This is a genomic window from Vibrio sp. AK197 (genome assembly GCF_053903115.1).
On record NZ_CP096429.1, the window covers coordinates 82,003 to 105,819 of the forward strand.

At 45.7% G+C, this 23,817-nt stretch carries 18 protein-coding genes; 10 read left to right on the forward strand and 8 right to left on the reverse strand.

Annotated elements, in window-relative coordinates:
• The first annotated feature begins 591 nt into the window (after nt 1-591).
• A complete protein-coding gene (locus M1D72_RS00345) occupies nt 592-3,246 on the forward strand; it encodes an alpha-amylase family glycosyl hydrolase (RefSeq protein WP_456295113.1) in 2,655 nt (884 codons plus the stop codon).
• 75 nt (nt 3,247-3,321) lie between these two features.
• On the opposite strand, the gene M1D72_RS00350 is transcribed toward M1D72_RS00345, so the two are convergent.
• Entirely contained in the window at nt 3,322-3,996 is a 675-nt protein-coding gene (locus M1D72_RS00350; RefSeq protein WP_390192722.1) for an SDR family oxidoreductase, read from the reverse strand.
• A gap of 332 nt (nt 3,997-4,328) precedes the next feature.
• On the opposite strand from M1D72_RS00350, the gene M1D72_RS00355 reads away from it, so the two are divergent.
• The gene (locus tag M1D72_RS00355) at nt 4,329-5,354 is read left to right on the forward strand and encodes a helix-turn-helix domain-containing protein (RefSeq protein WP_456295114.1); all 1,026 of its coding nucleotides are present in this window, start codon (nt 4,329-4,331) and stop codon (nt 5,352-5,354) included.
• Here M1D72_RS00355 and M1D72_RS00360 read toward each other — a convergent pair.
• On the reverse strand, nt 5,351-6,265 hold the full coding sequence (locus M1D72_RS00360) for a LysR family transcriptional regulator (RefSeq protein ID WP_456295115.1): 915 nt from the start codon (nt 6,263-6,265) through the stop codon (nt 5,351-5,353). The genes M1D72_RS00355 and M1D72_RS00360 overlap by 4 nt on opposite strands.
• Before the next feature lie 114 nt (nt 6,266-6,379).
• Between M1D72_RS00360 and M1D72_RS00365 the strand changes: the two genes are divergently transcribed.
• From M1D72_RS00365 to M1D72_RS00375, 3 genes are all read left to right on the forward strand, one after another.
• Nucleotides 6,380-7,297, forward strand: a complete 918-nt coding sequence (locus M1D72_RS00365; protein ID WP_456295116.1) for a 2OG-Fe dioxygenase family protein — start codon at nt 6,380-6,382, stop codon at nt 7,295-7,297.
• Complete coding sequence (locus M1D72_RS00370) at nt 7,276-7,884, forward strand: LysE family transporter (RefSeq protein ID WP_456295117.1); 609 nt, start codon at nt 7,276-7,278, stop codon at nt 7,882-7,884. The genes M1D72_RS00365 and M1D72_RS00370 overlap by 22 nt, the downstream gene beginning before the upstream one ends.
• A 334-nt stretch (nt 7,885-8,218) precedes the next feature.
• Nucleotides 8,219-9,673 carry an RICIN domain-containing protein gene (locus tag M1D72_RS00375; protein WP_456295118.1) on the forward strand — a complete coding sequence of 485 codons (1,455 nt, stop codon included), beginning with the start codon at nt 8,219-8,221 and terminating at the stop codon, nt 9,671-9,673.
• Nucleotides 9,674-9,716: 43 nt separating this feature from the next.
• Here M1D72_RS00375 and M1D72_RS00380 read toward each other — a convergent pair whose 3' ends face one another.
• A complete protein-coding gene (locus M1D72_RS00380) occupies nt 9,717-11,246 on the reverse strand; it encodes a sensor domain-containing diguanylate cyclase (RefSeq protein WP_456295119.1) in 1,530 nt (509 codons plus the stop codon).
• A 428-nt stretch (nt 11,247-11,674) separates the two neighbouring features.
• On the opposite strand from M1D72_RS00380, the gene M1D72_RS00385 reads away from it, so the two are divergent.
• The 3 genes from M1D72_RS00385 (at nt 11,675) to M1D72_RS00395 (ending at nt 15,707) form a co-directional block, all read left to right on the forward strand.
• Nucleotides 11,675-11,884 carry a hypothetical protein gene (locus tag M1D72_RS00385; RefSeq protein ID WP_456295120.1) on the forward strand — a complete coding sequence of 70 codons (210 nt, stop codon included), beginning with the start codon at nt 11,675-11,677 and terminating at the stop codon, nt 11,882-11,884.
• Between the two features lie 189 nt (nt 11,885-12,073).
• A complete protein-coding gene (locus M1D72_RS00390) occupies nt 12,074-13,432 on the forward strand; it encodes an 8-oxoguanine deaminase (RefSeq protein ID WP_456295121.1) in 1,359 nt (452 codons plus the stop codon).
• Nucleotides 13,433-13,958: 526 nt separating this feature from the next.
• The gene (locus tag M1D72_RS00395; RefSeq protein WP_456295122.1) at nt 13,959-15,707 is read left to right on the forward strand and encodes a family 43 glycosylhydrolase; all 1,749 of its coding nucleotides are present in this window, start codon (nt 13,959-13,961) and stop codon (nt 15,705-15,707) included.
• Nucleotides 15,708-15,795: 88 nt separating this feature from the next.
• On the opposite strand, the gene M1D72_RS00400 is transcribed toward M1D72_RS00395, so the two are convergent.
• Together M1D72_RS00400 and M1D72_RS00405 are read right to left on the reverse strand one after the other, a co-directional pair.
• The gene (locus M1D72_RS00400) at nt 15,796-16,266 is read right to left on the reverse strand and encodes an NfeD family protein (RefSeq protein WP_456295123.1); all 471 of its coding nucleotides are present in this window, start codon (nt 16,264-16,266) and stop codon (nt 15,796-15,798) included.
• A 3-nt stretch (nt 16,267-16,269) separates the two neighbouring features.
• Nucleotides 16,270-17,220 carry an SPFH domain-containing protein gene (locus M1D72_RS00405; RefSeq protein ID WP_456295124.1) on the reverse strand — a complete coding sequence of 317 codons (951 nt, stop codon included), beginning with the start codon at nt 17,218-17,220 and terminating at the stop codon, nt 16,270-16,272.
• A gap of 339 nt (nt 17,221-17,559) precedes the next feature.
• On the opposite strand from M1D72_RS00405, the gene M1D72_RS00410 reads away from it, so the two are divergent.
• Nucleotides 17,560-18,630 carry a glycerophosphodiester phosphodiesterase gene (locus tag M1D72_RS00410; RefSeq protein ID WP_456295125.1) on the forward strand — a complete coding sequence of 357 codons (1,071 nt, stop codon included), beginning with the start codon at nt 17,560-17,562 and terminating at the stop codon, nt 18,628-18,630.
• A 132-nt stretch (nt 18,631-18,762) separates the two neighbouring features.
• The gene (locus tag M1D72_RS00415) at nt 18,763-19,143 is read left to right on the forward strand and encodes a hypothetical protein (protein WP_456295126.1); all 381 of its coding nucleotides are present in this window, start codon (nt 18,763-18,765) and stop codon (nt 19,141-19,143) included.
• 66 nt (nt 19,144-19,209) lie between these two features.
• Here M1D72_RS00415 and M1D72_RS00420 read toward each other — a convergent pair whose 3' ends face one another.
• The 3 genes from M1D72_RS00420 to M1D72_RS00430 form a co-directional block, all read right to left on the reverse strand.
• On the reverse strand, nt 19,210-21,564 hold the full coding sequence (locus M1D72_RS00420) for a glucose/quinate/shikimate family membrane-bound PQQ-dependent dehydrogenase (protein WP_456295127.1): 2,355 nt from the start codon (nt 21,562-21,564) through the stop codon (nt 19,210-19,212).
• Between the two features lie 363 nt (nt 21,565-21,927).
• On the reverse strand, nt 21,928-22,881 hold the full coding sequence (locus M1D72_RS00425) for an aldo/keto reductase (protein ID WP_456295128.1): 954 nt from the start codon (nt 22,879-22,881) through the stop codon (nt 21,928-21,930).
• A 45-nt stretch (nt 22,882-22,926) separates the two neighbouring features.
• Nucleotides 22,927-23,721 (reverse strand): SDR family NAD(P)-dependent oxidoreductase, encoded by a 795-nt coding sequence (locus tag M1D72_RS00430; protein ID WP_456295129.1) that lies wholly within the window; start codon nt 23,719-23,721, stop codon nt 22,927-22,929.
• Nucleotides 23,722-23,817 lie beyond the last annotated feature (96 nt).

The following is a 23,817-nucleotide window of genomic DNA, read 5'->3' on the forward strand; positions in this document are numbered from 1 at the left end:
GCATCTTATGACTTGCAGTGAAACCTGATTGGGCCGTGGATGATCATTAGGGACTTATTTAGTCATTGCTCCAATTAGCCGTCCTATTTTATATAGAACAATCACAGATTGTATGCACCGAAAATAAGACAAGTAATACCTACAAACCGAGACGCTAGTAGCGCAATTTATTGTTAATTAAATCCGCCTTTGTACATTTTGTGAGCGCTATATTTATTTTATACACCTTAGGTTGTCGATTTATCGCTGCCATGCCATAACCGAAATTGGCAATACCAACCACCTGCTTGAGATTAATCACCTTAGGAACTGACATGTGGTTGGTCATAACAATATTAAGCCAAGACAAACTCCTAATCGGAACATGAACATGAACATGAACATGAACAGCAATAAAACTCTCCCATCTAGATTGGTCTTACTACCCCATCATGATTGCTCCCCACGATATTGGATGCACTTTAAGCGGCTCGACCTCGCTCAATGTTGTCGAACTCTGAGCACAGCGTGTCCGTGACCAAGTCATCGACCGCGACTTGACGCGTGTTTTGTGGTCTCGCATCAATGTCATCACACAATTAAGGACAATGAATGATGAAAGTACTTCCATTGACAATGGTAGGACTGACTCTCATTACCGCATCGGCCCAGGCCGAGTGGTTTTTTAGAGGCACGTCGAACCAATGGTCGACCACACAATTAGAAGCCATCAGCGCCAGCGAATTTCAAACTTGCCAAACGTTCGCTGAAGGCGATGATTCGGGTGGGCCGAGATTTAAGATCGATCGCTACGGGGATTGGAGTGAAAATTATCCTGCCAGCGATTATGCGGTAGCGGCGAATCAGAGCTACCAGATTATATTTAATACCAATAGTCACAGTCTCAGTGTCACCGATGTGGCGAGTTGCGATGGTGGAGGCAATGGCGATGAAAAGTGGTATTTCCGTGGCACGCCAAACGATTGGTCAACGACCGAAATGACCACGGCCGACACAGTAAATTACTGCACGGTACAGAGCTTTGGTCGTGATGACCCTCGGTTTAAAGTCGATCACTTTGGTGATTGGACGGAAGCGTATCCCAGTGAGGATTACCGTGTGGAAGAGAATAGCGAATACCAAATTTGTATCGATGCGACCAGCAAACAGATTAGTGTGACGCTTGTCTCCGCCGAAGATACTCAGGCGCCCATAGTCGCGGCTTCCCCGGTTGCAGGCCGCTATCAAAACAGTCAAACCATAAGTCTTATCGTGTCGGATAACCAGGATGCGTCTCCTCGTATTTATTACACCATCGATGGCAGCGAGCCTAGCATCAACTCAGCTCACTATCAGGGTGAACAGCTTGCGGCCAATGATCTCGGTGAAGGGGCGGATTTGGTGGTTAAAACTTTAGCGGTTGACGCATCTGGTAATCAACAGGTTCAAAGTTTTAGTTACTACATTGGCGACACCCAAACGTCGAGTAATGACTTTCGTGAGGAGACCATCTATTTCTTGTTAACGGCACGTTTTTACGATGGAGATAGCAGTAACAACTACTACAACCGTGACCGTATAAAAATCGGCGATCCACAATGGCGTGGTGACTTTAAAGGTTTGATTGAGAAGCTTGATTACATTAAAGACCTTGGATTCAGTGCCATTTGGATCACGCCGCCAGTCGAAAATCGATCTGGGCTTGATTATCACGGCTACCATGCGTATGACTTTTATACAGTAGACCCTCGTTTAGAATCACCCGATGCCAGTTATCAAGATTTTATCGACGCTGCCCACAGTAAGGGACTTAAAGTGATTCAAGATGTGGTGATTAACCACTCAAGTCAATATGGATTGCGAGGCAAAGTATGGATTGACCATTTACCTATCAAGTATTACGTGCCTGAAGGAGCGAGCCAAGGCGATGTGGACAATGATCCTTACTTTGGCAATTTAGGGGATTACCAGTCGACCTATCGTGATGATAACGATAATAGTGTGGCGCCTGAGTGGTTTAAACAAAGACACAATGCTGACCCAGAAGGTATCGTACCGCTCGTTGATCCAAAAACGGGTGTCAGTGTACCGCTTGCCGGTTATGACCCTAATCGTTTCTTTGGGATCGATGCCAATACACTGGATCCGAATTGGTATCATCTTGATGGCTTTATGTCGGGTGGCGATTGGGAAAATCCTGAGTCATTGCAAAATAAGCATATGGCAGGAGATACGATTGACTTAGCCACAGAAAACCAAAACGTTAAGGATTATATTAACGGCGCGATCCATCAGTATTTGGACATGGGGGTGGATGCCATTCGTCTTGATACGGTTAAACATGTAGAGCGTAATGAGTTGCTGGAGTACGTCAACAATTGGAAAGCTTATAAACCGGGGCTATTCGTGTTTGGCGAGAACTTGGTGAAAGGCACAGGATTTGGTTCCGAGTTGGATAATGATAATGCTTCTGCGGTGATTCGTCCTTGGTGGTACACCCGAACAACCGAAGACCCATCAAACCCAAATGCAGGTGGCGATTCTGGATTCTCGGTGTTGGATTTTTCGGTGTTCTCTACCTTTCGTGATAACGTCACCAAAGGAAGCTTCGGTGGTATTGGCGGCGTTCTCGGCTGGGACTGGGTGTATGGTGATGCGACCAAGCTTGTTACCTTTTTCCAAAACCACGATGTTGGCCCGGATAACGACTTCAAATATCGCTATGGCGGTGAAGCGGGTAATGCCGCAATGGCCTATAACTTAATGTGGACCAACCGTGGTATTCCCACCCTGTATTATGGGGAAGAAGTGATGTTCCAAGCTGGATTACCGCAGGACATCGCCGGTAATAATGACACAATTGATCAAACGGGCCGTGCTTATTATGGCGCCTATTTGGATGATCTCCAGACAACCGAAAGCCATCCTCTGTTTACTCATATCCAACGTTTAAACGCGATTCGTCAAGCCGTCCCTGCGCTGCAGAAAGCGCCGACGACACAAGTTAATGAATGGGGCTCAGGCATCAGTTATGTCCGTGACTATAACCAAGGAGAAAGCTACGCCGTGGTTGGGCTTGCCAATGCGAATCAACAGACGATCAGCGTGAGCGGTGTTCGTAATGGGTTGTATATTGATGCGGTGACGGGACATCAAGTGAGCGTTGCTGATGGCACACTCAGCTTTACGGTGAAAGGTTACAGCGCGGGAATTTACGTACTCAACGGCCCTGGGAAAATTGGCCAAGATGGTACGTATTTACGTTAAGTCTCCTGATATCAAAAGGAGCTGGTATTTCCAGCCCCTTTTTTCTGCCTGAATCGGATTATCAGCCAATGATGGTCATTCCAATTCAACCTGTGGACGAAACAGCAATTCATGAATAATCACATCGCTTGGTAATTCTAATAATGTTGTGATGGTCTCGGCGACACTTTGCGGCTGCATATATTGTGGACGTTCGGCTTCGCGGAAATTGGTGTCTGTGCCTCCAGGATAGAGGGCTGTGACTTTTATACCGTGTGGTTGAACCTCTTTCATCAACACATCGTTGAGTCCCGATAAACCTTGCTTCATTGCTGTGTAAACGCCCATGGTCTCACTGGCGCGTTTGGCGACCGTGCTGACAACATTGAAAATGTGTCCGTGCCCGGCGGGCTTCATTACTTTAACGGCTTCACGGCAAAGAATCGCAGGCGCTCGCAAGTTAATGGCATATTGCAGGTCGAACTCTTCATTGGTGAACGCTTCGATCGTACATTTTCTTGAATTCATTCCTGCGTTGTTTATCAGAACATCCAGTCCTCCGAGTGCTTTGACGCCAGTATGAAAGATATCCACGGTTTGTTGCGCGTCAGCCAAATCGGCGTCACCCACCAAACACCCGGTTTCCTCTTTGAGGGCCTGCAGTTTTGTCTGGTTACGCCCGGTGGCAAACACTTGATGCCCTTTCGCGGTTAGGGCTTTACTCAGTTCATAACCAATACCGCTGGTGGCGCCCGTTACGATGATTTTCATGATCTCTCCTATTAAGGCATTCAGACACATTGTCACGGTCAGAAAATGCACTGTTGCTTTTCGTTTAATGCCTTACATTAACGGTAATAAGGTTCATTAAAAAGCATGAAGCGGGCTTTTTTGTGATCAAACCAGACTCATCCTTATTATTGATTTTATTGATTTATGAACTAACTTCGCGCTTCGAAATAAAAACCAAACGACACATTCTTAAAAATAAAAACATCATGAAAATGAGATAATTATAAATAGCCTTGTGAGCGACGAATAAGAAATTAATCACTCAGTAAATACTATTGATGCAAGTGGTATGAAACATGAATTAAAATAAGATGACAAAATCAGTTTCTAATAGATTAACCAATCATAAATTAAATCTGCTTGCCGGCATTGGCGTTGATGTTAACCAGGTTTTGAGAAAATCAGGTATCAGCCAATTTACGTTAAACAAATCCAACGGACGTATCCCTTATCGTCAACATAAACAATTTATTCATGAAACGACTCAGTATAATGAGCATATCGTCACGGGGATGAGCTGCTTGAATCAGCTTTATGGTATTTTTCCCGAGTTATTTGGGCTCTGTTTGAATGCAGAATCCGCCGTGGAGGCGATGAGAAACTTTATTCGTTATCGGTTTATTATGGGTGATTGTGACGATATCGAGATGCGGGTCTCTGAGAACCGATTGTGGCTGGAATACACCAACAACGACCGCGATGAGCGCTCTAATAGCTCGATAGGGCATTTCTTATTTTTCAAAGAGATTTTGAGTCATTATCTACCTCGTTTTTCTATCAACGTGAGCTTTGATAATGCAATACCTCTCAATGGGCAAAGTGTGGATGCGCGATTTAACACTTTTTGCCGCTACGGAGAAAACCGTAATCGAATGGTGGTCACCAGTGCCAATCTGCACCAAAAGAATCCGATGTACAACCCGAACCTCTACGCGATGCAAAAGCAGCTTGCTGAGCAGCGGCGCAGTGATTTACTGATGATGAGCTCTTACTCTGCCTACGTTAAAGAGTGCATTGCACAATCCATTGAGCGAAAAGAGGATGACGCCACGGATACACTGCTTGATGATGTTTGCCAGAGCTTAGGCGTTAGTCGCTGGACGCTTAATGGGAAACTAAACAAGGAAAACACCACATTTAGCGATCTCCTAAAGCTGGTACGTCTTGAAAAAGCCTGCAGCTTGTTGGTATCGACAGAGAAAAGCATCAGCGAGATAAGCATGTTGTGTCGTTTTTCGTCCCAATCCGCTTTTTCTAAATTTTTCAGGAAAAACAACAAACTGTCACCGATGCAATATCGAGATATCAACATCAATACGGCGTCTTTTCGCGGTTAGCTTGTTTGGTTATTAAGGTCGCTCAGTCGCTGTTTAAGAAAATCCACAAAGACACTAACTTTGCGCGGGCGATCGCGCTCTGTCGTACTGAGCAGGGCAACAATGTCTGCATCAGGCAATTGATAGTTCGGCAACACTTGCTCCAGTAACCCGTGCTTGAGTTCAGTTGCGACATCCCACTCCGAGCGATGGATGATCCCGAGCCCTTCTAAAGCCCATATTTTAACCGCGTCCGCGACGTTGCAGACCAGTTGCGGATGAATTCGAATATTACTATGGCGACCATCGCCTTTATGAGTAAATGACCACTGAAGTGTGTCTTCATTGTTCTCAAGCAGCCCAATGCATTGATGCTGTGCCAGATCATCGGGACAGAGGATGGGCGGATGCTTGGCAAGGTACGTTGGTGACGCGCAAATCAGGCGCTGGTTTTTGGCTAACACAATGCGGCGCATCGAAGAATTTTTCAGCTCACCGATATAGATCACCACATCCGATTCGGGCGACGCGTCTTTATCGGGATGATCAGAAAGCAACAAGCGGATTTTTAGTTCAGGATAGCGCTGATAAAACGCACCAATAGCCGGCGCAACGTGCTTTTCGCCAAAGCCAACTGGCGCTAGGACGGTCAGCGTACCACTCAGGGAGTTTTGCTGATCTTTGAGTTCATCGGTTAAGGAATCGATATCATCGAGAATCGCTTTGCAGCGACTGGCGAGCTTCTTACCACTGGCGGTCAATGTCGATTGTCGTGAGTCACGCTCAACCAACTTAAGCGATAGCTTGGCTTCCAAGCTTTGAAGCCGCTGCGTCACGGTAGGCGCCGTGACATTTAATTTTTTGGCGGCGGCCGATAAGCTTTTGCTGGTGGCTACGACATAAAAGAAATGAAGATCCTGAGAGGACAGCATTAAATTTTTCCTTATTGCCGATTAAGAAATTATAAATATAACACCTGTATAACATAATGATATTAATAGATAAATGTTTACGCCACCGCTAACAACGTCAACTAGGAGTTCAAGATGTATTTTGAACCAATTACTAATATAAAAATACAATTAGAAAAAATGGGCTGGCTGGTAAATAAACATCAAGATGGGCAACACGTCGACATTGATACAAAGGGGCTTCCAAAAACCGAAGAGTTTGCTGCCGCTTTACTATCAGACGGGTTTTATGTCGCTCAGCAAATGCTGGCGGCTGCACCATCTGAATCTCGCTCTTGGTCGGAGTTTCGTCAGTACTGGGATCGGCTTACGACCGATGAGTACATGAAAGACAACGGGACCTATCGTAAGCGGCGATATTCAACCATGTACTATGCTGCCCAAGCGAATACCGTGGTAAGAAAGCCTTATATGCCACTGTATAAATCGAATTTATACAACAGTTTTGCCGGAAATGTGTTTCGCTATTTTGATGAAACCGAATCAGGTTTGTTTGAAAATCCTCATTTCAAACGCGCACTGTCGCTGGCATTGACGACGTTTAATCATTGCCAAAATTTACTCGGCAGTGCTCAGCCCCAATGGTTTGTTGAAGTAGATCAATATCGAATTGTGGCAGATAACACCCGTGTTGGAAAACCCGCACCGGAGGGAGTGCATAGCGATGGCACTTCCTATTTTCTTTTGATGTTGGTGGAGAAAACCAATGTCGAAGGAGGAGTAAGCTCCATCTATGATCAAGATATGGAACTGGCTTGTACCACCACTTTGCAAAATCCAGGCGACATTATGCTATTGGATGATACACGAATGCTGCATGGGGTCAGTGATTTATACAGTCAGTTGGAGGGCGGACATCGCGATATTTTGCATTTGTCATTCACTAATCTCAACTCGCTACATGCGATTGAGCGACGTTTTGGGCTCAATCAGGATGAGCTTGAACACATTAAAACAGCGAAGGTTAATCAATGGACATCGTGGCATTTGTAGTTGCCTGTATTTTTTTTAGCATATCGCCCGGTTCTGGGGCGGCGGTCTCGGTGAATAACGTCATCGTTAATGGCTTTAAAGGGGCGAGTTTTGGCATTCTTGGTTTGCAAGCGGCCTTAGCGATGCACTTAGTCTTAATCTATTTGGGCATCGGTCTTCTTGTTTCGCAATCCCCGATTCTTTACAACTTAATTAAGTACTTGGGCATTGCCTATTTGGCTTTCTTGGGAATAGAAAAAATACTCAGCAGCCTAAGAAACCAAGCCAACTTTATTAAGGCAGGTGATAAAAAAAGTTGGCTGACGTTGATGCGCCAAGGTTTTACCGTCAATTTGACGAACCCAAAATCAATTATTTTCCTTACGGCGTTTTTGCCTCAGTTCATTGATATCGATTCTAATCAGGCAACGCAATATCTGTTGCTGGGCGGTATTGTGGTACTGGTGGATACCCTCGTCATGTTTCTGTACAGCTTAGGCGCGAGCTCATTTCGACAGGTATTGAGTAATGAGCAGACGATTAAAAATGTCAATATGGTGTTTGGTGTTGTGTTCATCGCAATCGCCGCTTCAATCGCAATACAATAGGCGTGAGCCGAGTCTCAAAAAGACCACAGAGCGACTCTGTGGTTTTTTTTGTATCTTCACACTGGAATAAAGAATTTTAAATCATGTTTACGAAGATAAAGAATTAGTTAAAGTGATGGTTTTATTATTTCACAGTAGAACATTAAACCTTATTAAATATGCAGTTCTGAATAACGCTAGATACTTTTCCAAATATTGTATTTATATTGATTTTCCTGATTGATGCATATTTTCTTAAAGAGAGTGTGTGGCATATTTTAATTAATTTTGTCAACTTAAAGATGTGCGTTAATCAGTTGGAATCATTGGCTAGGAATATAATAAGGAGAATAACGTGAAGAATAAAACAATGAGGCGACTGATAAATATTGGTTTCATCGCGGTGGTTTTACTGATGAGCCATTTTGCCCGAGCAGATGCAGAGGTGATGCTTAGTGGTACCACATGGCACTCTGCGGTTGATGGACAAACCGTGTACAGCGGTGCGCGGATGTTTGATGCGGTGAATGCTGCAGCAAATAGTATGGGTCAGGGTACCATTCATATTCGTAATTCGGGCTCAAGTGGGCCTGACGGTGGCAATGTATACGCGATACGCCCGCAAGCGGGACAAACTCTCGATTTTCATGACAACACAGTGACCGCGAATGGTGGTGATTTAGTGGTCCCAGTCTATTGCGATCGGCGTGATAACGTTACGGTGCGGAATTTACATGTCGAGGGTAGCCCAAGGTATGGCGTATGGTTTCGAGGTTGTTCATTTGTCACTTTAGACAATATCACCATGAGTCTTAATGGCCAAAACCCTGTAGGGTTGGGGATTCGAGTCGACTCATCGACCCGAGATGCAACCAATTTAACCATCTCCGGAAATACCGTGATCGATGGCGCAACGGGGCATGGTATTGAAACTTACGGGATTGATGGCATCAATATTGGTGATGTTCGAGTCACGAATAATGGCGGATGTGGGCTGATTTTGAACGATTCAACGAATGCACAAGTGGGCAATGTGTGGGGCGAGTACAATAATATTGACGGTGGTTATGCGACATTTCGAGTTGCCAACGACAATGGGCCGAATATTCACGTTAACAGTGTTTATTCGAGGCATTCAGGGCGCGGTTTTTTTAGTGTTTCAGGCAGCCATGGAACGACCATTGACTACGTGGATATTGAGCAAGCCACTCAGCAAGGGATTTTCTTGGAAGATGCCGCAGATACCCATGTTTTAGCCGGACGAGTGGCAAACAGCAGCCCGAATTGCCAGTTAGTACGCACCACGAGCTCGAGTCTCCATGTGAACGGCTGCGATGCAGTAGGAAGTACGCCAGATAACAGTAATAATGCGATTATTTCTGGCGTTTATCGCCTAACACCTGCACACAGTGGTATGGCGATTGATGTCGAAAACTGCGCCAATAGCGATGGTGCCAATCTTCGCCAATGGAGTTGGCTGGATAACACGTGTCAGCAATTTACTATCTCACCGGTCAGCGGTGTTTGGCATCGTATTTCTCCGTTGGCGGCACCTGGTCGTGCGGTCGATATCGACAGTATGAGCAATGATAACTCCGCAAACGCCATGCTGTGGGAAAATTGGGGAGGCACTGGTCAACTGTTTCGTTTTCAGAGCGCTGGGCAAGGGCTATGGCGAATCATTAACCTCCATAGCCAAAAGTGTTTAGACATCGAAAATAGTTCGTCGGAAGAGGGGGCAAATCTAATGCAGTACACTTGTCTTGCTGATGCGCAGAATCAAAAGTTTCGCTTAGAGCGAATTCAATAACTGGCCCTATAATGAGACGTTAGGGCATGAATCGAGTCCTCCATTAGCGAATTCGGTATTGAGACTTCCCTGAATTTTTGGCCTCGTACAGGCCTTCATCCGCGCGTTGGAACATCGGGGCGATATCACGATAATCTTCCACAATTTGGGTTGTCGCCCCGATACTGACCGTTAGTTGTTCACTGACAGGCGAGTAGCCGTGTCTGATTTTCAATTCAGACACTTTTCTTTGAATAATATGTAACTGCTTTTCAATATTGATTGGAAAATCATTGAAAAAGACCAAGCAGAACTCTTCACCACCGTATCGACATGCAATTTTTTCCATCGCGATGTCGTCGTCAGCCAGCGCCTTCGACAGTTTTTTCAATGCTTCATCGCCCGACATATGGCCATAGTTATCATTGAATTGTTTAAAGTGGTCAATATCGAGCAGCACAATTGCGACATATTGATATTGTTGTTGAGAGATATAGTTTTCAAGTGATTCGTAAAGACCACGACGGTTTGCAAGTCCTGTTAGCGGGTCATGAAAAGATTGCCACTTTAACTTTTCGCTTTTGTCTTCAAGTTCGGAAATAAGTTTATTGATGTAACGGGCAAAGCTACGCATCTCTTTGGAATAAAAACTGTTTTCGCTGGGGAGCTTGCCGCCTGTCTGTTCAAAAGCGGTGAGTGCTCGCTGCGCTCGGTTGATTGGGCGAATCATAAACGTCACGATACCTACGTTAAAAATCAACATAATCATCGCAAAGCTTGAGAGCGCATAGATTTCAGGAATCGTTAGAAATTCGGGAATTTTTTCTGGGTGAGAAATATCAATCGCCAGAATATCTTGGTCGAGGGCATCCTTTTTGTAAATAAAGCTATGGTTTGGCGGTGCAGTCTGGAGGTCAGTATCAAAGAAAGTACGCATGGTAATTCCCACGCCCGTGGCTTGTTCTACATTACTGATAAATTGAGGTTCAATCTGACGGATAAAAAATAAATAGCCGTATTGGCAATCATACCCCGTGCTTTTGCAAAGCTTAGCGTAGGAGATAAGGTAGGGACGATTTTGAAACACCGTATATTCTACGGCAGAAGTTATATGATTGGAGGGCAGAGCCTTGGCGTTACTCAACAGAGAATGACCCAAAAGCGCATTGGATTCAGAGCGCCTAGGCATGTCTAAAAAATTCACATCATAAACATGATTATTTTGATACTGACCACTCCATATGGGGCGCATGTTAGTATCTAAAATCACAATGCCATCAATGAGTTTCGATTCAAACGCATGGGGCCCGATATTATCGCGAATGAACTCCTTGGTCGGATTTTGGGTAAATTCGATCATTGAATCCCAGGCTGCGTAATCTTCTAGTGAGGTTTGTAACTCTCGTTCAGCCATCGACAATAAAATCTCGACACGTTCAATCTCATTTTTCTGTCTTTCGGTTACGGCTGTGACTTGCTGCTCAAAGCTCCAGAACGCTTTGAATGTAAAGTAGAACATCAAGAACAGCAGTACTACCAACACCGACATCAACAGGGTTAATTGTCTTAGAGTTAAATTTTTAAGTTTACGCACTGAGCTTGGAATTTCCTTAGAGCAATAAAGCGAGAGCGGAGGATAATAGATAACTTTAGTTTAGCCTAAAATAATCCATTGTTGGGTTTTTGAATCTCTAATGGATTATTTTTATTTTGTTGTAAAGAAACAGTGGTACAGGTCTAAACTTGTTGAAAAGTAGCTTCATTCATTAGTAAATATAATTACTTACAAGTGAATTGTTTTCGGCTCAGGAATAAGAACCGGTAAAGTTAACCCTCAGACTTACGTTTACATCGTCAGGATAATCCGTTAAGGCAAGAACATAAAAAAACGATTTAGAGACATCTTTTATTACTGACTTGGATTTCAACATGTCTGCCCCCATTTTTAAAATTAGTAAGGTCGCTCGTTGGCCTTGCAGTGTAATTTAGCTTGTCTTTTATGAGGTTCGATAGGAGGCATTTATGACACGATATCCTCACTTACATTTCACGGTTTCTGAACGCCACGATGATCAAACTCGACTTCAAGTATGGCCTCAGTCGGCGCCTTTTCCGAGAAAAGCATCGGGTGAATATTTTATGGTTGAAAATCGTTTTGTCTTACCTACTGAAGTGATGCTTTACATTTTGCGTCACGATCCGGCACTCGGTCCTAAAGCTACGGTTCATTAGTGGTAAGCCAACCATGCAGAATAATCTATGATAAGGTAACTAAGGTGGTGTTAACCATCACTGAGGTTTGCGCCAAATTATATTGGCGAATAAAGTCATTTAAACAGTCAGCCACTTACCGACATCGTGGGTGGTTGAAATAAAGACCGCTTCCCCTGAAATGGTTGAAACGGCTAAGGATTATTATGGATGGATACCGTTTGGATTAAGAATCCACTCGCGATTTACACTGCAAATCAGCACGATGCTCGAGGTGGGCTGCTGGTGCGTGGTAATCGGATTATTGAGTTGGTGGCAAAGGACGGCACGCCAACGAACCACGTCGATTATGTGGTGGATGCATCACAACATGTGATGACTCCTGGGTTGATTAATGCACACCATCATTTTTATCAAACTCTGACTCGCGCCTACCCTGATGCGCTCAATAAAGAGCTTTTTCATTGGTTGAAAAGTTTATACCCGGTTTGGGCACACCTTGATGCTGAAATGATGAGTGTTGCCAGCGAACTTGCCCTAGTTGAGTTAATGCGCTCAGGGTGTACGACCGCTTCTGATCATCATTATCTTTTCCCCGACAGCCTTGAAAATGCCATCGATTTACAGATCGATGCGGCGCAGCAATTGGGCGTACGTGCTATTTTTACTCGTGGTTCAATGAGTTTGGGTGAGGATCAAGGCGGTTTACCGCCAAGGCAAACCATTCAAAACGAACACACCATTATCGATGATAGCAAGCGGCTTATTAGTGAATACCATCAGCATCATTATGGCGCGATGATTCAAATCGCTCTGGCACCTTGCTCACCTTTCTCAGTGACCACTGAGTTGATGAAAGAGACGGCTCGCATCGCTGAGCAAGAGCAAGTCATGGTACATACGCATTTGTGTGAAACCAAAGATGAAGAGCAGTTCTGTATCGAGCGTTTTGGCCTGCGTCCAGTCGACTATCTTGAAGATGTTGGTTGGCTAAATAAACGTACCTGGCTGGCTCATGGTATTCATTTCAACCAAGAAGAAATCACCCGTTTGGGGCGCGCAAAGGTTGGTGTTTGCCATTGTCCCACGTCGAATATGATGTTGGCATCTGGGATATGCCGTAACCTTGAGTTGGAGAAAGCCGGGGTCAAGGTCGGGCTCGGGGTTGACGGTTCAGCATCAAATGATGGCTCGAATATGATTGCAGAAGTGCGCATGGCAATGTATTTACAGCGCTTACAGTATGGCTCTGCGGCGGTAACCCACACAGATGCCTTACGCTGGGCCACCAAAGGTTCCGCCTTAGCGATGGGGCGGCATGATATCGGAGAGTTAGCCGTCGACAAGCAAGCCGATATTGCGATGTTCAAACTCGATGATATTCGCTTCTCTGGTAGTCATGATCCATTGGCTGCGCTTCTTTTGTGTGGTGCTCAGCAAGCGGATAGAGTTATGATCGCTGGCCAGTGGCGTGTTCACGACGGTGAAGTACAAGGTGTTGATTTGGCTTCATTGATTGACCGCCATCGCCGCGCTGCGAAACGATTAGCAAAGTCGGTCATGGGGTAAAATAGGGTCAAGTGGTTGAGGATGCACTCGCCACTTGGTCTCGTGACTTAATCGCGTATTGAACTCCAATAGGTGGTGGTCATTAATAAAAGCATGAACAGTATGGGTTCATGCTTTTTTATGATGGTTATAAACGTTATTACGTGATTTTTACTAGGTTCTTTTATTAATTTTAATCTTAATTTTTCAACGGTTTGTTTTTTATATGAATATTTATTTCATCACTATTTCTAACTATTCTATATGTTATTAACCGGGATGAAACAGTGTTATTTATCAGCATTTCATGTTTATTTATTGTACTGCACAGAAATAAATTTCCACCTCGATCATGATCACTAATAATATTAGTTATATTAGATCAAATATTAGCTTTAAATATAGTTGTACCGCGGTTTAGCCAAATGATATTGAGCTAGCATGCTGTACGATGAATGACCTTCCTCCTCACTTATCTCTTTGAGCTGTGAATTGGTTAGCCCGCAACAATAATATTCTTACCTCCTACTCCAGCGGAGAATAAACTATGTTGCACAAAATAAAATGGGTGAATGCAGGGCTAGTCAAGCTTTGGTGTTTGCTCGTGATAACGCTTGCTGCCGGCGCCGTTCATGCGGCGACAACCACCTTCACCAATCCCGTTTTTGAAAATGGCGCGGATCCTTGGGTGGTGTTTTATAAAGGCAATTACTACTCGACGACAACCACGTGGAGCTCGCAGCTCGAAATGCGTAAATCGCCGACGCTAGCTGGGTTGGCTGATGCCACGCCTGTTAATATCTGGTCAGAGACCAACGAAGATCGCTGCTGTAACTTTTGGGCCTTTGAATTTCATCGATTAAAAGGCCCCAATGGATGGCGGTGGTATGTGCTGTATACCAGTGGCCGTGACGGTACGTATGATTACCAACATCAATCCGTACTGGAAAGTGTTGGGGACGATCCAATGGGGCCTTACGAATACAAAGGGTCACCAATGGCAGACAGTTACAATATTGATGGTAGTTACATTACGATTCATAACCAGTTGTATTTGATGTATTCCCAATGGCAGGGTGATGAGCAACGTAACTTCATCATTAAAATGCAAAACCCATGGACAGTGGAAGGGCAGCCAACGTTACTTTCGAGGCCAAGTGAAGATTGGGAGCGTACTGGGCTGAATGTCAATGAAGGCCCAGAGCCTCTTATTCACAATGGGCGGGTGTTTGTGGTTTATTCAGCAAGCTATTGTGCGACCCCAGATTATAAGTTAGCGCTACTTGAACTGACTGGGGATGACCCACTTGATCCGAATGCATGGACTAAATCTGAAGAGCCAGTATTTACCAAAGCGAATGGCGTTTACGGCCCTGGTCATAACGGTTTCTTCAAATCTCCGGATGGAACGGAAGATTGGTTGGTTTATCATGGTAATGCGGGTGAAGATGATGGATGTAGCACTCTTCGTGCTCTACGCGCTCAGCCATTTACGTGGAATGCCGATGGGACGCCTAACTTTGGCGAGCCTGCGGGAAGCGACCAACAAATCAATGTACCGTCAGGGGAAAATGGACCACTGTGGGTTCAGCCAGAAGCGCCAATGATGTTGTTAAATCAATATGTTCCAGTGAATGAAGGTGCGCTGATGATTCAAAGCAGTACACCGGTTATCGTCGATCACATTGCTGATGGCAAAGTTCGATTGGCCGACTTTACGGGGCAATTTTTATCGGGCGCTGCCTGTGGCGGAGAGCTTGCCTTCTTACCTTGGCAAAATAAAGAGTGTCAGACATGGCAATTTGATGTGGCGCAAGCTGGGCTACTGACCGTGACCAATAGCGTTAATCAGCAGCCATATTCGGCCTGCACAGGTGAATATTGTAATTTGTGGGGGCTTTCTCCACTTGGAGCGGTGGCTATCGTCAGCGCGCAAAGCGGTAAAGTGGTTACGGCGACACAGAGTTCAACGGTACAACAGTCTTGGACAAACCAAGCCAGTCAAAAATGGTGGTTACGCCCACAACAAGATGGCAGCGTGACGATGGTGGCTGATAGCGACCAAAGCCGCTGTCTTAATGTCAGTGGTAACACCACCGTGTTTGGGCGCTGTGATAGTGAGACAAGTAAATGGTATTTACATCCTCGCGATGAAGGCGGCTATCGCATCGTTTCTAAAGCCAACCAGCGTTTACTTGACCTGTCTTATTGTGATCTTAACGATGGCGTCAGTGTTGGTGTCTATGATGACTTAGACAATATTTGCCAACGTTTCTATCTGCGAGACGTCAACTAACGATTGAATACATCGTGTTTTGGGAAGGGATATAAAAAGGCGCTGCCTGAGGCAGCGCCTTTTTTACGTTAAACATACGCAAACGAGCTTAACAGTCATTAACAGGCTCTACCCACATGACACTCACTTCGATTTTGACCACCTTTACTTTTGTTCCTTGAGTAAGGGGTTGGTCGCTGCGTACTTTCCAGTTAATACCAGAATAAGCGTAGAACACATCATCGCTGTGCGCGTTGACATCACCTGTTAACACAAATGTCTGCTGAGCAAAATCAGAGGGTTCGTTGTCTGCCGTTGAACCCGAACGATTTTGGAGTTTTTTGAGTGGCTTCCAAAGCACGAGAGCCAAAACAAAAGTCACGACTAAATTCGCCCAAATCGCGGTGGTGACGTTGACGCTTAACCAACCCATCTGCATCGCGATGCCCGTTGCCAACAAGGACAAGCCAACAAAAAACAGAATGAAGGTGGCAAAGCCAAGTACCGCAACTTCGATGATCAGAGCGATGATCCCAAGGCTCATCAACAGCTCTGGCAAGTAATCCAGTAGCGAAGTCATCGCTTACGCTCCTGGTTTTTTGTTCAGAGCGTTAATGATCGACATGCCCTGAGCCACCAGTGAACTGGCATCGGTCGCGTTGTCCGGCAAGAGCACCACCGACGACTCTTTGGCAATCGCCTGTTTGGCTTCAATTGCTTTTGTTGCCAGGTCAAGCTGAATCGCTTTTTGACCTTCTTCGGTATTCGCAGCATCACCGACCGTTTTTAGCGCTTCGGCTTGAGCTTCGGCGACTGCGATGATCGCTTTTGCTTCGCCTTCTGCACGTAAGATTTGCTCGGCTTTGTCTGCTTCAGCAGCCAATACTTGGGCTTGCTTCTTTCCTTCAGCTACGTTGATCGCGGCTTGACGATCCCCTTCTGATTCAAGAATCTGCGCACGTTTGACTCGCTCGGCTTTCATTTGTGCTTCCATGGATTCCATGATCGAATTTGGCGGCACAATGTCTTTAATTTCGTAGCGGAGAACCTGAATTCCCCATGGCTCAGAAGCTTGGTTTATTGAGGCAACAATGTTGGTATTCAGCAGATCGCGCTCTTCAAACGTTTTGTCGAGCTCCATTTTACCCAGTTCAGAACGCATTGTGGTTTGGGCTAGCTGTGTGACGGCAAACGTATAATCATCAACCCCGTAAGTCGCTTTATACGGGTCGAGAACCCGAAAATAAAGCACACCATCAACCACCAAGGAGATATTGTCTTTGGTGATCGCCGATTGTGAAGGCACGTCTTGCGCCTGCTCTTTTAGGCTACGCTCTGCAGCGATACGGTCAATAAAGGGAATAATAAAGTTAATACCGGCTAACTTAGTTGATTGGTATTTACCAAAACGTTCAACCAGCCAAGCTTGGTTTTGCGGAACGAACTTAATGCCGCTTTTTAAAATTGCGAGGATCAGAACAAGTGCGACAATCGGCACGATGTTGGAAAAAATTATATCCAATGGATAGTTCATTAACGTTTCCTATGTGGTCAGTACTGTGCCCATTCTACTATCAACTGCTTGTTTAAGCAGAGATTTCATCATAAAGCTTCAAACAGGTTCACAGATCGAGTTGCGAGACGATTTCGCCTACACCGAATGGGGCACTGAAAAGTGTAGTCGTTAATGCTGGGTTTGCTTTCGTTGGCATTTTTTAGCACATCGCCGGGTGTATTTATTCGCGAATGTTTAGTCTTAGCAACCACTTAAGTAAATTTATTAGGCGATAGCTGTTTTATAAATGTGTCAATATTGTTACGGTAAATAGGTAAGCATGAGGTTTACAAGTGTTTTACTAGACAGGAGTCAGTTTTGAACATTTCAACTTATTTTAAACAGGCATTGGTGTGTGGTATCGGCGTATTAATGAGTACGCACGAGGTTTTGGCGCAAACACACATTGCAAACCCGGCGATCATTGCGCATCGTGGCGATTCGTTTCACGCGCCGGAGTCAACAGTCCCTGCCTATCTACTGGCATGTAAAATGGGCGCAGATTACTTAGAGCTCGATCTCCAGCGGACCAAAGATGGTCAATTGATTGCCCTTCATGATAATAATCTTAAGCGCACGACCAATGTGGAAGATGTCTATCCGCAGCGTGCTGCTGAGCCCGTGAGTGCATTTACCTTAGAAGAGTTGCAAGCTCTAGATGCGGGGAGTTGGTTTAATCAAAGTTACCCTGAAAGAGCCCGTCCATCCTACAAAGGCTTAAAAATTGTAACGCTCGATCAAGTGAGTGAAATTGCCAAAGCTTGTCCTTCTCAGCCGGGGTTGTACATAGAAACTAAGGTGCCGAAGTTATTCCCTGGCATTGAGCGCGATCTCAAGCAATATCTTCAATCTGAAGGGTGGTTAGAGGCCGACAAAGCGGGCCAAGTTATTTTGCAAACTTTTGAAAAGCCAAGCTTAGTCGAGCTACAAAAGGTGATGCCGACCATCCCTAAAATTCTCTTGTTGTGGACCGGTGATGGCTACATTGATGAGAAGCCAACGGCAGCGAAAGCAGACGATGAATCTTATGCCGATTATTATGCTCGTAAGCAAGTGGCCTCGCCGCAAGCTTTTGAAGAGTGGCTCGATTTTGCTAAGCAAAATGGTGCGGCAGGGGTGGGCCCTTCAACGGTTCAAACCGAGCGTTCCGGTCCGTTCTCAAGTCAATTTAGCTATATGGATTTAGCCTTACCTTGGATGGTGAAAATGAGCCACGATAAAGGGCTGTTAGTGCATGCGTATACGGTTGACCAAGTATCGGATCTCAAAACCTATCGTCAGCGCGGCGTGGATGGCTTCTTTACCAATGACCCGCAAACGGCTGCGAAGACGTTTGGACGCGATGTCCCTGATGAGGTTGAGCAAACGTTAAGTACGCTTTCGTATTAATACTCATCGAGTAAGATTACTGGCAAGCGCTCAACACCGAGCGTTTTTTTTGCCTAAAAATTAAACCAATAACCATTGAATGTCGCCTGAAATAAATGACTGATTAATATCGCGAGAAGGATTATTTGCGTTATGTCTACACAACGTTTTGCCTGTTATTACTTGGCTCTGTTTGTGGGTACTTTTATTATCCGCGCAGCGTTTATCCCTGATGTGAATACGCTTGGGTCGACTTACACTCAAGCCTATACCAGTGTGTATTTTATCTCTAAGCCTGAGTTAGTACTGATTGCCGTCTATGGGCTAATGGTGTTTTGCTCGGTAAAACGTGCAGGGTACAGCGGACGCAGCTATCTGCTGTTTTTCCCGCTGTTTGCTGGCATCTTTGATGTCTTACTGGCGCCATTCCTATTTATGCCGACCATTCTGAAGATTTTAGGTTTATTGTTTGGTTTACTGGGGCCGATTCAAGACGATATCCATTTGCGTAGCCAATCTTCTTTATCACGATGACAAACAGGCTCTCGATAAAATAACAGCAGCCAATTGGCTGCTGTTTTCATAATACAAAACCTTGGGTTACTGGCTGAGTTTGTAGGCCAGAACTGAGTCTCCGGTTTTGGTACCGATAGAGCCATGTCCACCGGCGACGATGACCACCATTTGTTCTCCTTGGCTGTTTAAGTAAGTCATTGGCGTCGCTTGACCACCCGCAGGTAGACGTGATTTCCACAATTCTTTACCACTGGTCAAGTCGTATGCACGAATGTAGTTATCCATCGCTGCGCCCATAAAGGCGAGTCCACCATCGGTGATGATCGGGCCGCCAATTCCCGGTACGCCCATTTCAATCGGTAATGGCAGTGGGGTCATGTCTTCTATGGTGCCATTTTTGTGTTGCCAAGCGATATGACCGGTAGTGAGTTCAGCACCAGCGACAAAGCCCCAAGGCGGTTGCTGACATGGCACACCCAGTGGCGACATAAATGGCTTCAATTCAACAGCATAAGGTGCCCCTTCATTGGCGTTGACCCCGTGTTCGCCAGTATTGACTTCCTCCAATGAATAGCCTTCGTCGTCTTTGGGAACAATGGTTGATACAAACGCAAAGCGCAGCGGCATACCAAACATGACCTGACGTTTAGGATCGACCGCAACACTGCCCCAGTTAAACACACCAAAGTTACCGGGGTAGACAATGGATCCCTGCTTAGAAGGAGGGGTATAACGGCCTTCATAGCGTAACTGTTTAAACTGGATTCGGCAGATCAGTTGATCCACCAGAGAAGCCCCCCACATATCACTCTCTTCAAGTTCCGGTGGGTTGAAACTCAGCGCAGAGCTTGGTTGCGTTTCAGCGGCAAAGTCCCCTTCAATGGTGCCTTGTGGGGCAGGCTGCTCTGTGATCGGTAAGATAGGTTCGCCTGTGGCTCGGTTCAGTACATACACATCCCCTTGTTTGGTCGGTGCGACCAATGCAGGCACTGTTTCACCATCAATGGTTAAATCGAGTAATACTGGCTGCGCAGGGGTGTCCATGTCCCACAGATCGTGGTGAACAAACTGCTGAACCCACTTCGCTTGCCCCGTTTTTGCATCAAGAGCGACCACTGAGCTTGAGTATTTCTCTTCGGCTTCATTACGGTACATACCGAGTTGGTCCGGTGTACGGTTGCCCATTGGGAAATAAATTAACCCTAGCTCTTCATCCGCACTGGCGACAGACCAACTATTCGGCGAGCTTACCGTATAGGTTTCACCCTCTTGAAGTGGTGAGGTATCTTCAGGGTTCGCAGAATCCCAGTTCCAAACCAGTTCACCGGTCTGTGCATTGAATGCGCGAATGACTCCTGATGGTGAGTTAATGTCATAGTTATCATTGACCGCGCCTGCGACCACGACCACACCATTGGTGACTACCGGCGGTGAAGTGGAATAGTAATAGCCGGATTGCTTAAACGGCATATGCTGCATTAAATCGAGAACACCATCTTTCGCAAAATTACGACACAAAGCGCCGGTACTTGGGTCAATGGCCAGTAAACGGGCATCTGAGGTTGGCATAAATAGCCTCGCGTCACAGGTGACAGGCGCCAAGTTTTCAGTATGCAGATTCGCGTTTTGAGTTGACGCTTCGCTGAGCTGTAAATCACCGTTTTGTGCAGGAAGATAAGAGACGCCGCGGCAAGTTTGGTGCTGGCGCTGACTTTCCTCTGGTACTTTCGCGTCGTATACCCAGCGCTTTTTACCGGTATCTGCATCAAGTGCCACCAGCCAGTTATGCGGAGTACACAAGTAAAGTGTATTTCCCAGTTTTATTGGCGTGGCTTGATAGGTGGTTTCGGTAACATCTTGTGGGCCTTTTTGGTCACCCGTTTCCATGCGCCAAGCTTCGGTCAACTGGCTAATATTTTGAGTATTGATTTGATTTAAAGGTGAGTAGCGTTGTCCGTAATTACTTCGTCCATAGCTCGTCCACTCGTCATCACCAATCCCGCCCATGTTTGGAGAGGCATTTACTTGCTCAGTAGGGAGCGTTCCTTCAATAGTGTGAGTAGTATTGAACAGCGAGCCTAACGTTACTACGGCACTCAGCGCCCAAATGACAAATAAAAAGCCAGTGGAGTAAGGGTTCGCTTTTCGGTAACCGAGCAGTAATGGAATAGCGAATAGGAGCGGGATTCCCATTCTTGATGACAGAGGCCACCAATCAAAACCTGACTCACTCAACGCCCACAATGACGTGCCGAGTAGAAACAGGGCATAGAGGTAATTGGCAAAAATACGTTTTGATGTGAATAAAAAGTAACTGGTAATCAGCAGTGCCAGTCCTGCTAAAGCAAAATACCCGCTACCACTCAGGGAGACTAACCAAATACCACCAGCGGTTAATACAATCCCGAGCAGCGCCAAAATGACCGCGAACAGTCTCATGTGCTCTCCTTAGTTAATGATGCGAAAGGCCGTATAAGTAGCTCTAAACGTTATTAATCGTGGTTTAATGAGTGATTTATGTCAAACATATGAGTGAGAATCCCGTAACAATTGTAAATGAATGTGTACTTGCGCGATGGGTGTATCAACTGCTGTGACTGCTTCGCGTGTGCTATCTCGGTGGGTTGGCGTTGTTGTAATGTGTAAACCTGAGCGAATTCAGGTTTTTTTGTCGAAACAGGATATCGAGCGAATTGCTTCGAATGGCGGTTTTATGCCACTGTATTTAAAGCTAAAAGCAAAAGCGTGGAAGAGACGCCCCATCAAAAATACGATGATGGGGCAGTGATAGACAGTGAAGAGTTAGAGCCCAGCTTCGGTGAGCACCGAAATTTCTTGATCGCTAAGTTCAATCTCCATCGCTTTTACAAACCCTTCAACATGCTCGCGTTTTGTTGCACTGACGATTGGCGCGGTGACGCTTTGCTGGGCAATCAACCATGCCAATGCGACATGAGCAGGCTGCGCATTTTGCGCTTCCGCAATATCATCAAGTGCATTTAAAATTCGAAATCCTTTGGCGTTGAGGTATTTTTCAATGCCCTGCCCACGCTGGCTTTGACCCAAGTCTTGATGGCTACGATATTTACCGGATAAAAAGCCAGAAGCAAGGCTGAAGTATGTGACCACACCAATATTCTCTTTCAGACACAAAGTTTGCAGGTCACGATTAAAGCCGTCACGGTCATATAAATTATATTCCGGTTGCAACACTTGATAGGTTGGTAGCTTGTGAGCCCGGGCTTGTTTGAGTGACTCATAAAGCTGTGTGGCGTTAAGATTCGAGGCGCCAATGGCGCGAATTTTACCTTGTTGCATCAAGGTTTCATACGCAGAGAGTGTTTCCTCATACGGGGTATTCTCATCGGGCCAATGAGAAAAGTAGAGGTCAATATAATCGGTCTGCAAGCGTCGCAGTGAATCTTCGACGGCTTGCATGATCCAGCGTTTCGATAAGCCTTTTTTATCAGGGCTGCCCATTTCTGAACCGACTTTGGTAAACAGCGAGACTTTTTCGCGCATACCCGGCCGCGCTTTAAACCAATTGCCTAATATGGTTTCGGACTCCCCACCTTGATTCCCTGGTGCCCACGCGGAATACACATCGGCGGTATCAATGGCATTAAACCCTGCATCGACGAACGCATCTAAGATCTCAAAGCTGGTCTTTTCGTCAATGGTCCAGCCGAACACATTACCGCCAAACACTAAGGGAACGAGATTAATATCAGTATTACCAAGTAAAGTTTTGTTCATGGTATCTCCTCAATTTATGTCTATCACACTGTCGTGGCTCCGGCACTACACGATATCGTCGACCACACCGCCATCGACTCTCAATGCCGCCCCACTGGTTGCAGAGGCTTGCTGTGAGCAGACATAAACCACCATGTTGGCCACTTCCTCGACACTCGCCGCTCGTTGGATAACCGAGCTTGGACGATTCGCCATGACAAATTCTTTTGCGACTTGCTCAACGCTTTTACCCGTGCGTTGTACTTCCTCTTCGACCATTGAAGAGAAACCATCGGAAATCGTCGGTCCGGGGAGCACGCTGTTTACGGTAATGCCGCTGCCTGCCAAGCGTTTGGCGAGACCACGGGCCAGAGAGAGCTGCGCAGTTTTGGTGACGCCATAATGAATCATATCTGCAGGAATGTTGCGTGCTGATTCTGATGAAATAAAGACGACGCGACCCCAGCCATTATCTTGCATATCAGGGGTTAAGGCTTTAGCCAGACGTACACCGGACATCACATTGGTCTGCCAATAGTTTTGCCAAGTATCGTCATCGGTTTCATAGAAATCGGCGGGGCCATAAATGCCAGCGTTGTTCACCAAAATGTCGACACCGGACACGGAGGCCAGTAAGTCATCGCAGCCTTGGGCGGTACTTAAATCTGCCGCGACGGCCGTGATGGAGGCGTTTGGAAGCTCGGTTTGGAGGGCGTTTTTAGCCTTTTCAATGCTTTGTGCTGAACGACCATTTAAAATAACCTGCGCACCGCTTGCGGCAAGCCCTTTAGCGATGGCATAACCAATGCCGCCCGTTGATGCGGTAACCAGTGCTTTTTTTCCATCTAATCGTATTTCCATTGTGCCTCCTATTACCTTGTCTCAAAAAGAATTTTGTCAGCCAATGATTCAATGAATATTGGAGTAATCCATTGTAAGCAGGTGTTTTGATTGATT

What these genes read in the sequence shown, in the direction of transcription:
- M1D72_RS00350 (WP_390192722.1), bottom strand. Translation starts at nt 3,996, where the DNA reads ATGAAAATCATCGTAACGGGCGCCACCAGCGGTATTGGTTATGAACTG.
- M1D72_RS00365 (WP_456295116.1), top strand. Translation starts at nt 6,380, where the DNA reads ATGTATTTTGAACCAATTACTAATATAAAAATACAATTAGAAAAAATG.
- M1D72_RS00430 (WP_456295129.1), bottom strand. Translation starts at nt 23,721, where the DNA reads ATGGAAATACGATTAGATGGAAAAAAAGCACTGGTTACCGCATCAACG.
- M1D72_RS00425 (WP_456295128.1), bottom strand. Translation starts at nt 22,881, where the DNA reads ATGAACAAAACTTTACTTGGTAATACTGATATTAATCTCGTTCCCTTA.
- M1D72_RS00405 (WP_456295124.1), bottom strand. Translation starts at nt 17,220, where the DNA reads ATGAACTATCCATTGGATATAATTTTTTCCAACATCGTGCCGATTGTC.
- M1D72_RS00355 (WP_456295114.1), top strand. Translation starts at nt 4,329, where the DNA reads ATGACAAAATCAGTTTCTAATAGATTAACCAATCATAAATTAAATCTG.
- M1D72_RS00345 (WP_456295113.1), top strand. Translation starts at nt 592, where the DNA reads ATGATGAAAGTACTTCCATTGACAATGGTAGGACTGACTCTCATTACC.
- M1D72_RS00360 (WP_456295115.1), bottom strand. Translation starts at nt 6,265, where the DNA reads ATGCTGTCCTCTCAGGATCTTCATTTCTTTTATGTCGTAGCCACCAGC.
- M1D72_RS00400 (WP_456295123.1), bottom strand. Translation starts at nt 16,266, where the DNA reads ATGACTTCGCTACTGGATTACTTGCCAGAGCTGTTGATGAGCCTTGGG.
- M1D72_RS00390 (WP_456295121.1), top strand. Translation starts at nt 12,074, where the DNA reads ATGGATACCGTTTGGATTAAGAATCCACTCGCGATTTACACTGCAAAT.
- M1D72_RS00370 (WP_456295117.1), top strand. Translation starts at nt 7,276, where the DNA reads ATGGACATCGTGGCATTTGTAGTTGCCTGTATTTTTTTTAGCATATCG.
- M1D72_RS00420 (WP_456295127.1), bottom strand. Translation starts at nt 21,564, where the DNA reads ATGAGACTGTTCGCGGTCATTTTGGCGCTGCTCGGGATTGTATTAACC.
- M1D72_RS00395 (WP_456295122.1), top strand. Translation starts at nt 13,959, where the DNA reads ATGTTGCACAAAATAAAATGGGTGAATGCAGGGCTAGTCAAGCTTTGG.
- M1D72_RS00415 (WP_456295126.1), top strand. Translation starts at nt 18,763, where the DNA reads ATGTCTACACAACGTTTTGCCTGTTATTACTTGGCTCTGTTTGTGGGT.
- M1D72_RS00385 (WP_456295120.1), top strand. Translation starts at nt 11,675, where the DNA reads ATGACACGATATCCTCACTTACATTTCACGGTTTCTGAACGCCACGAT.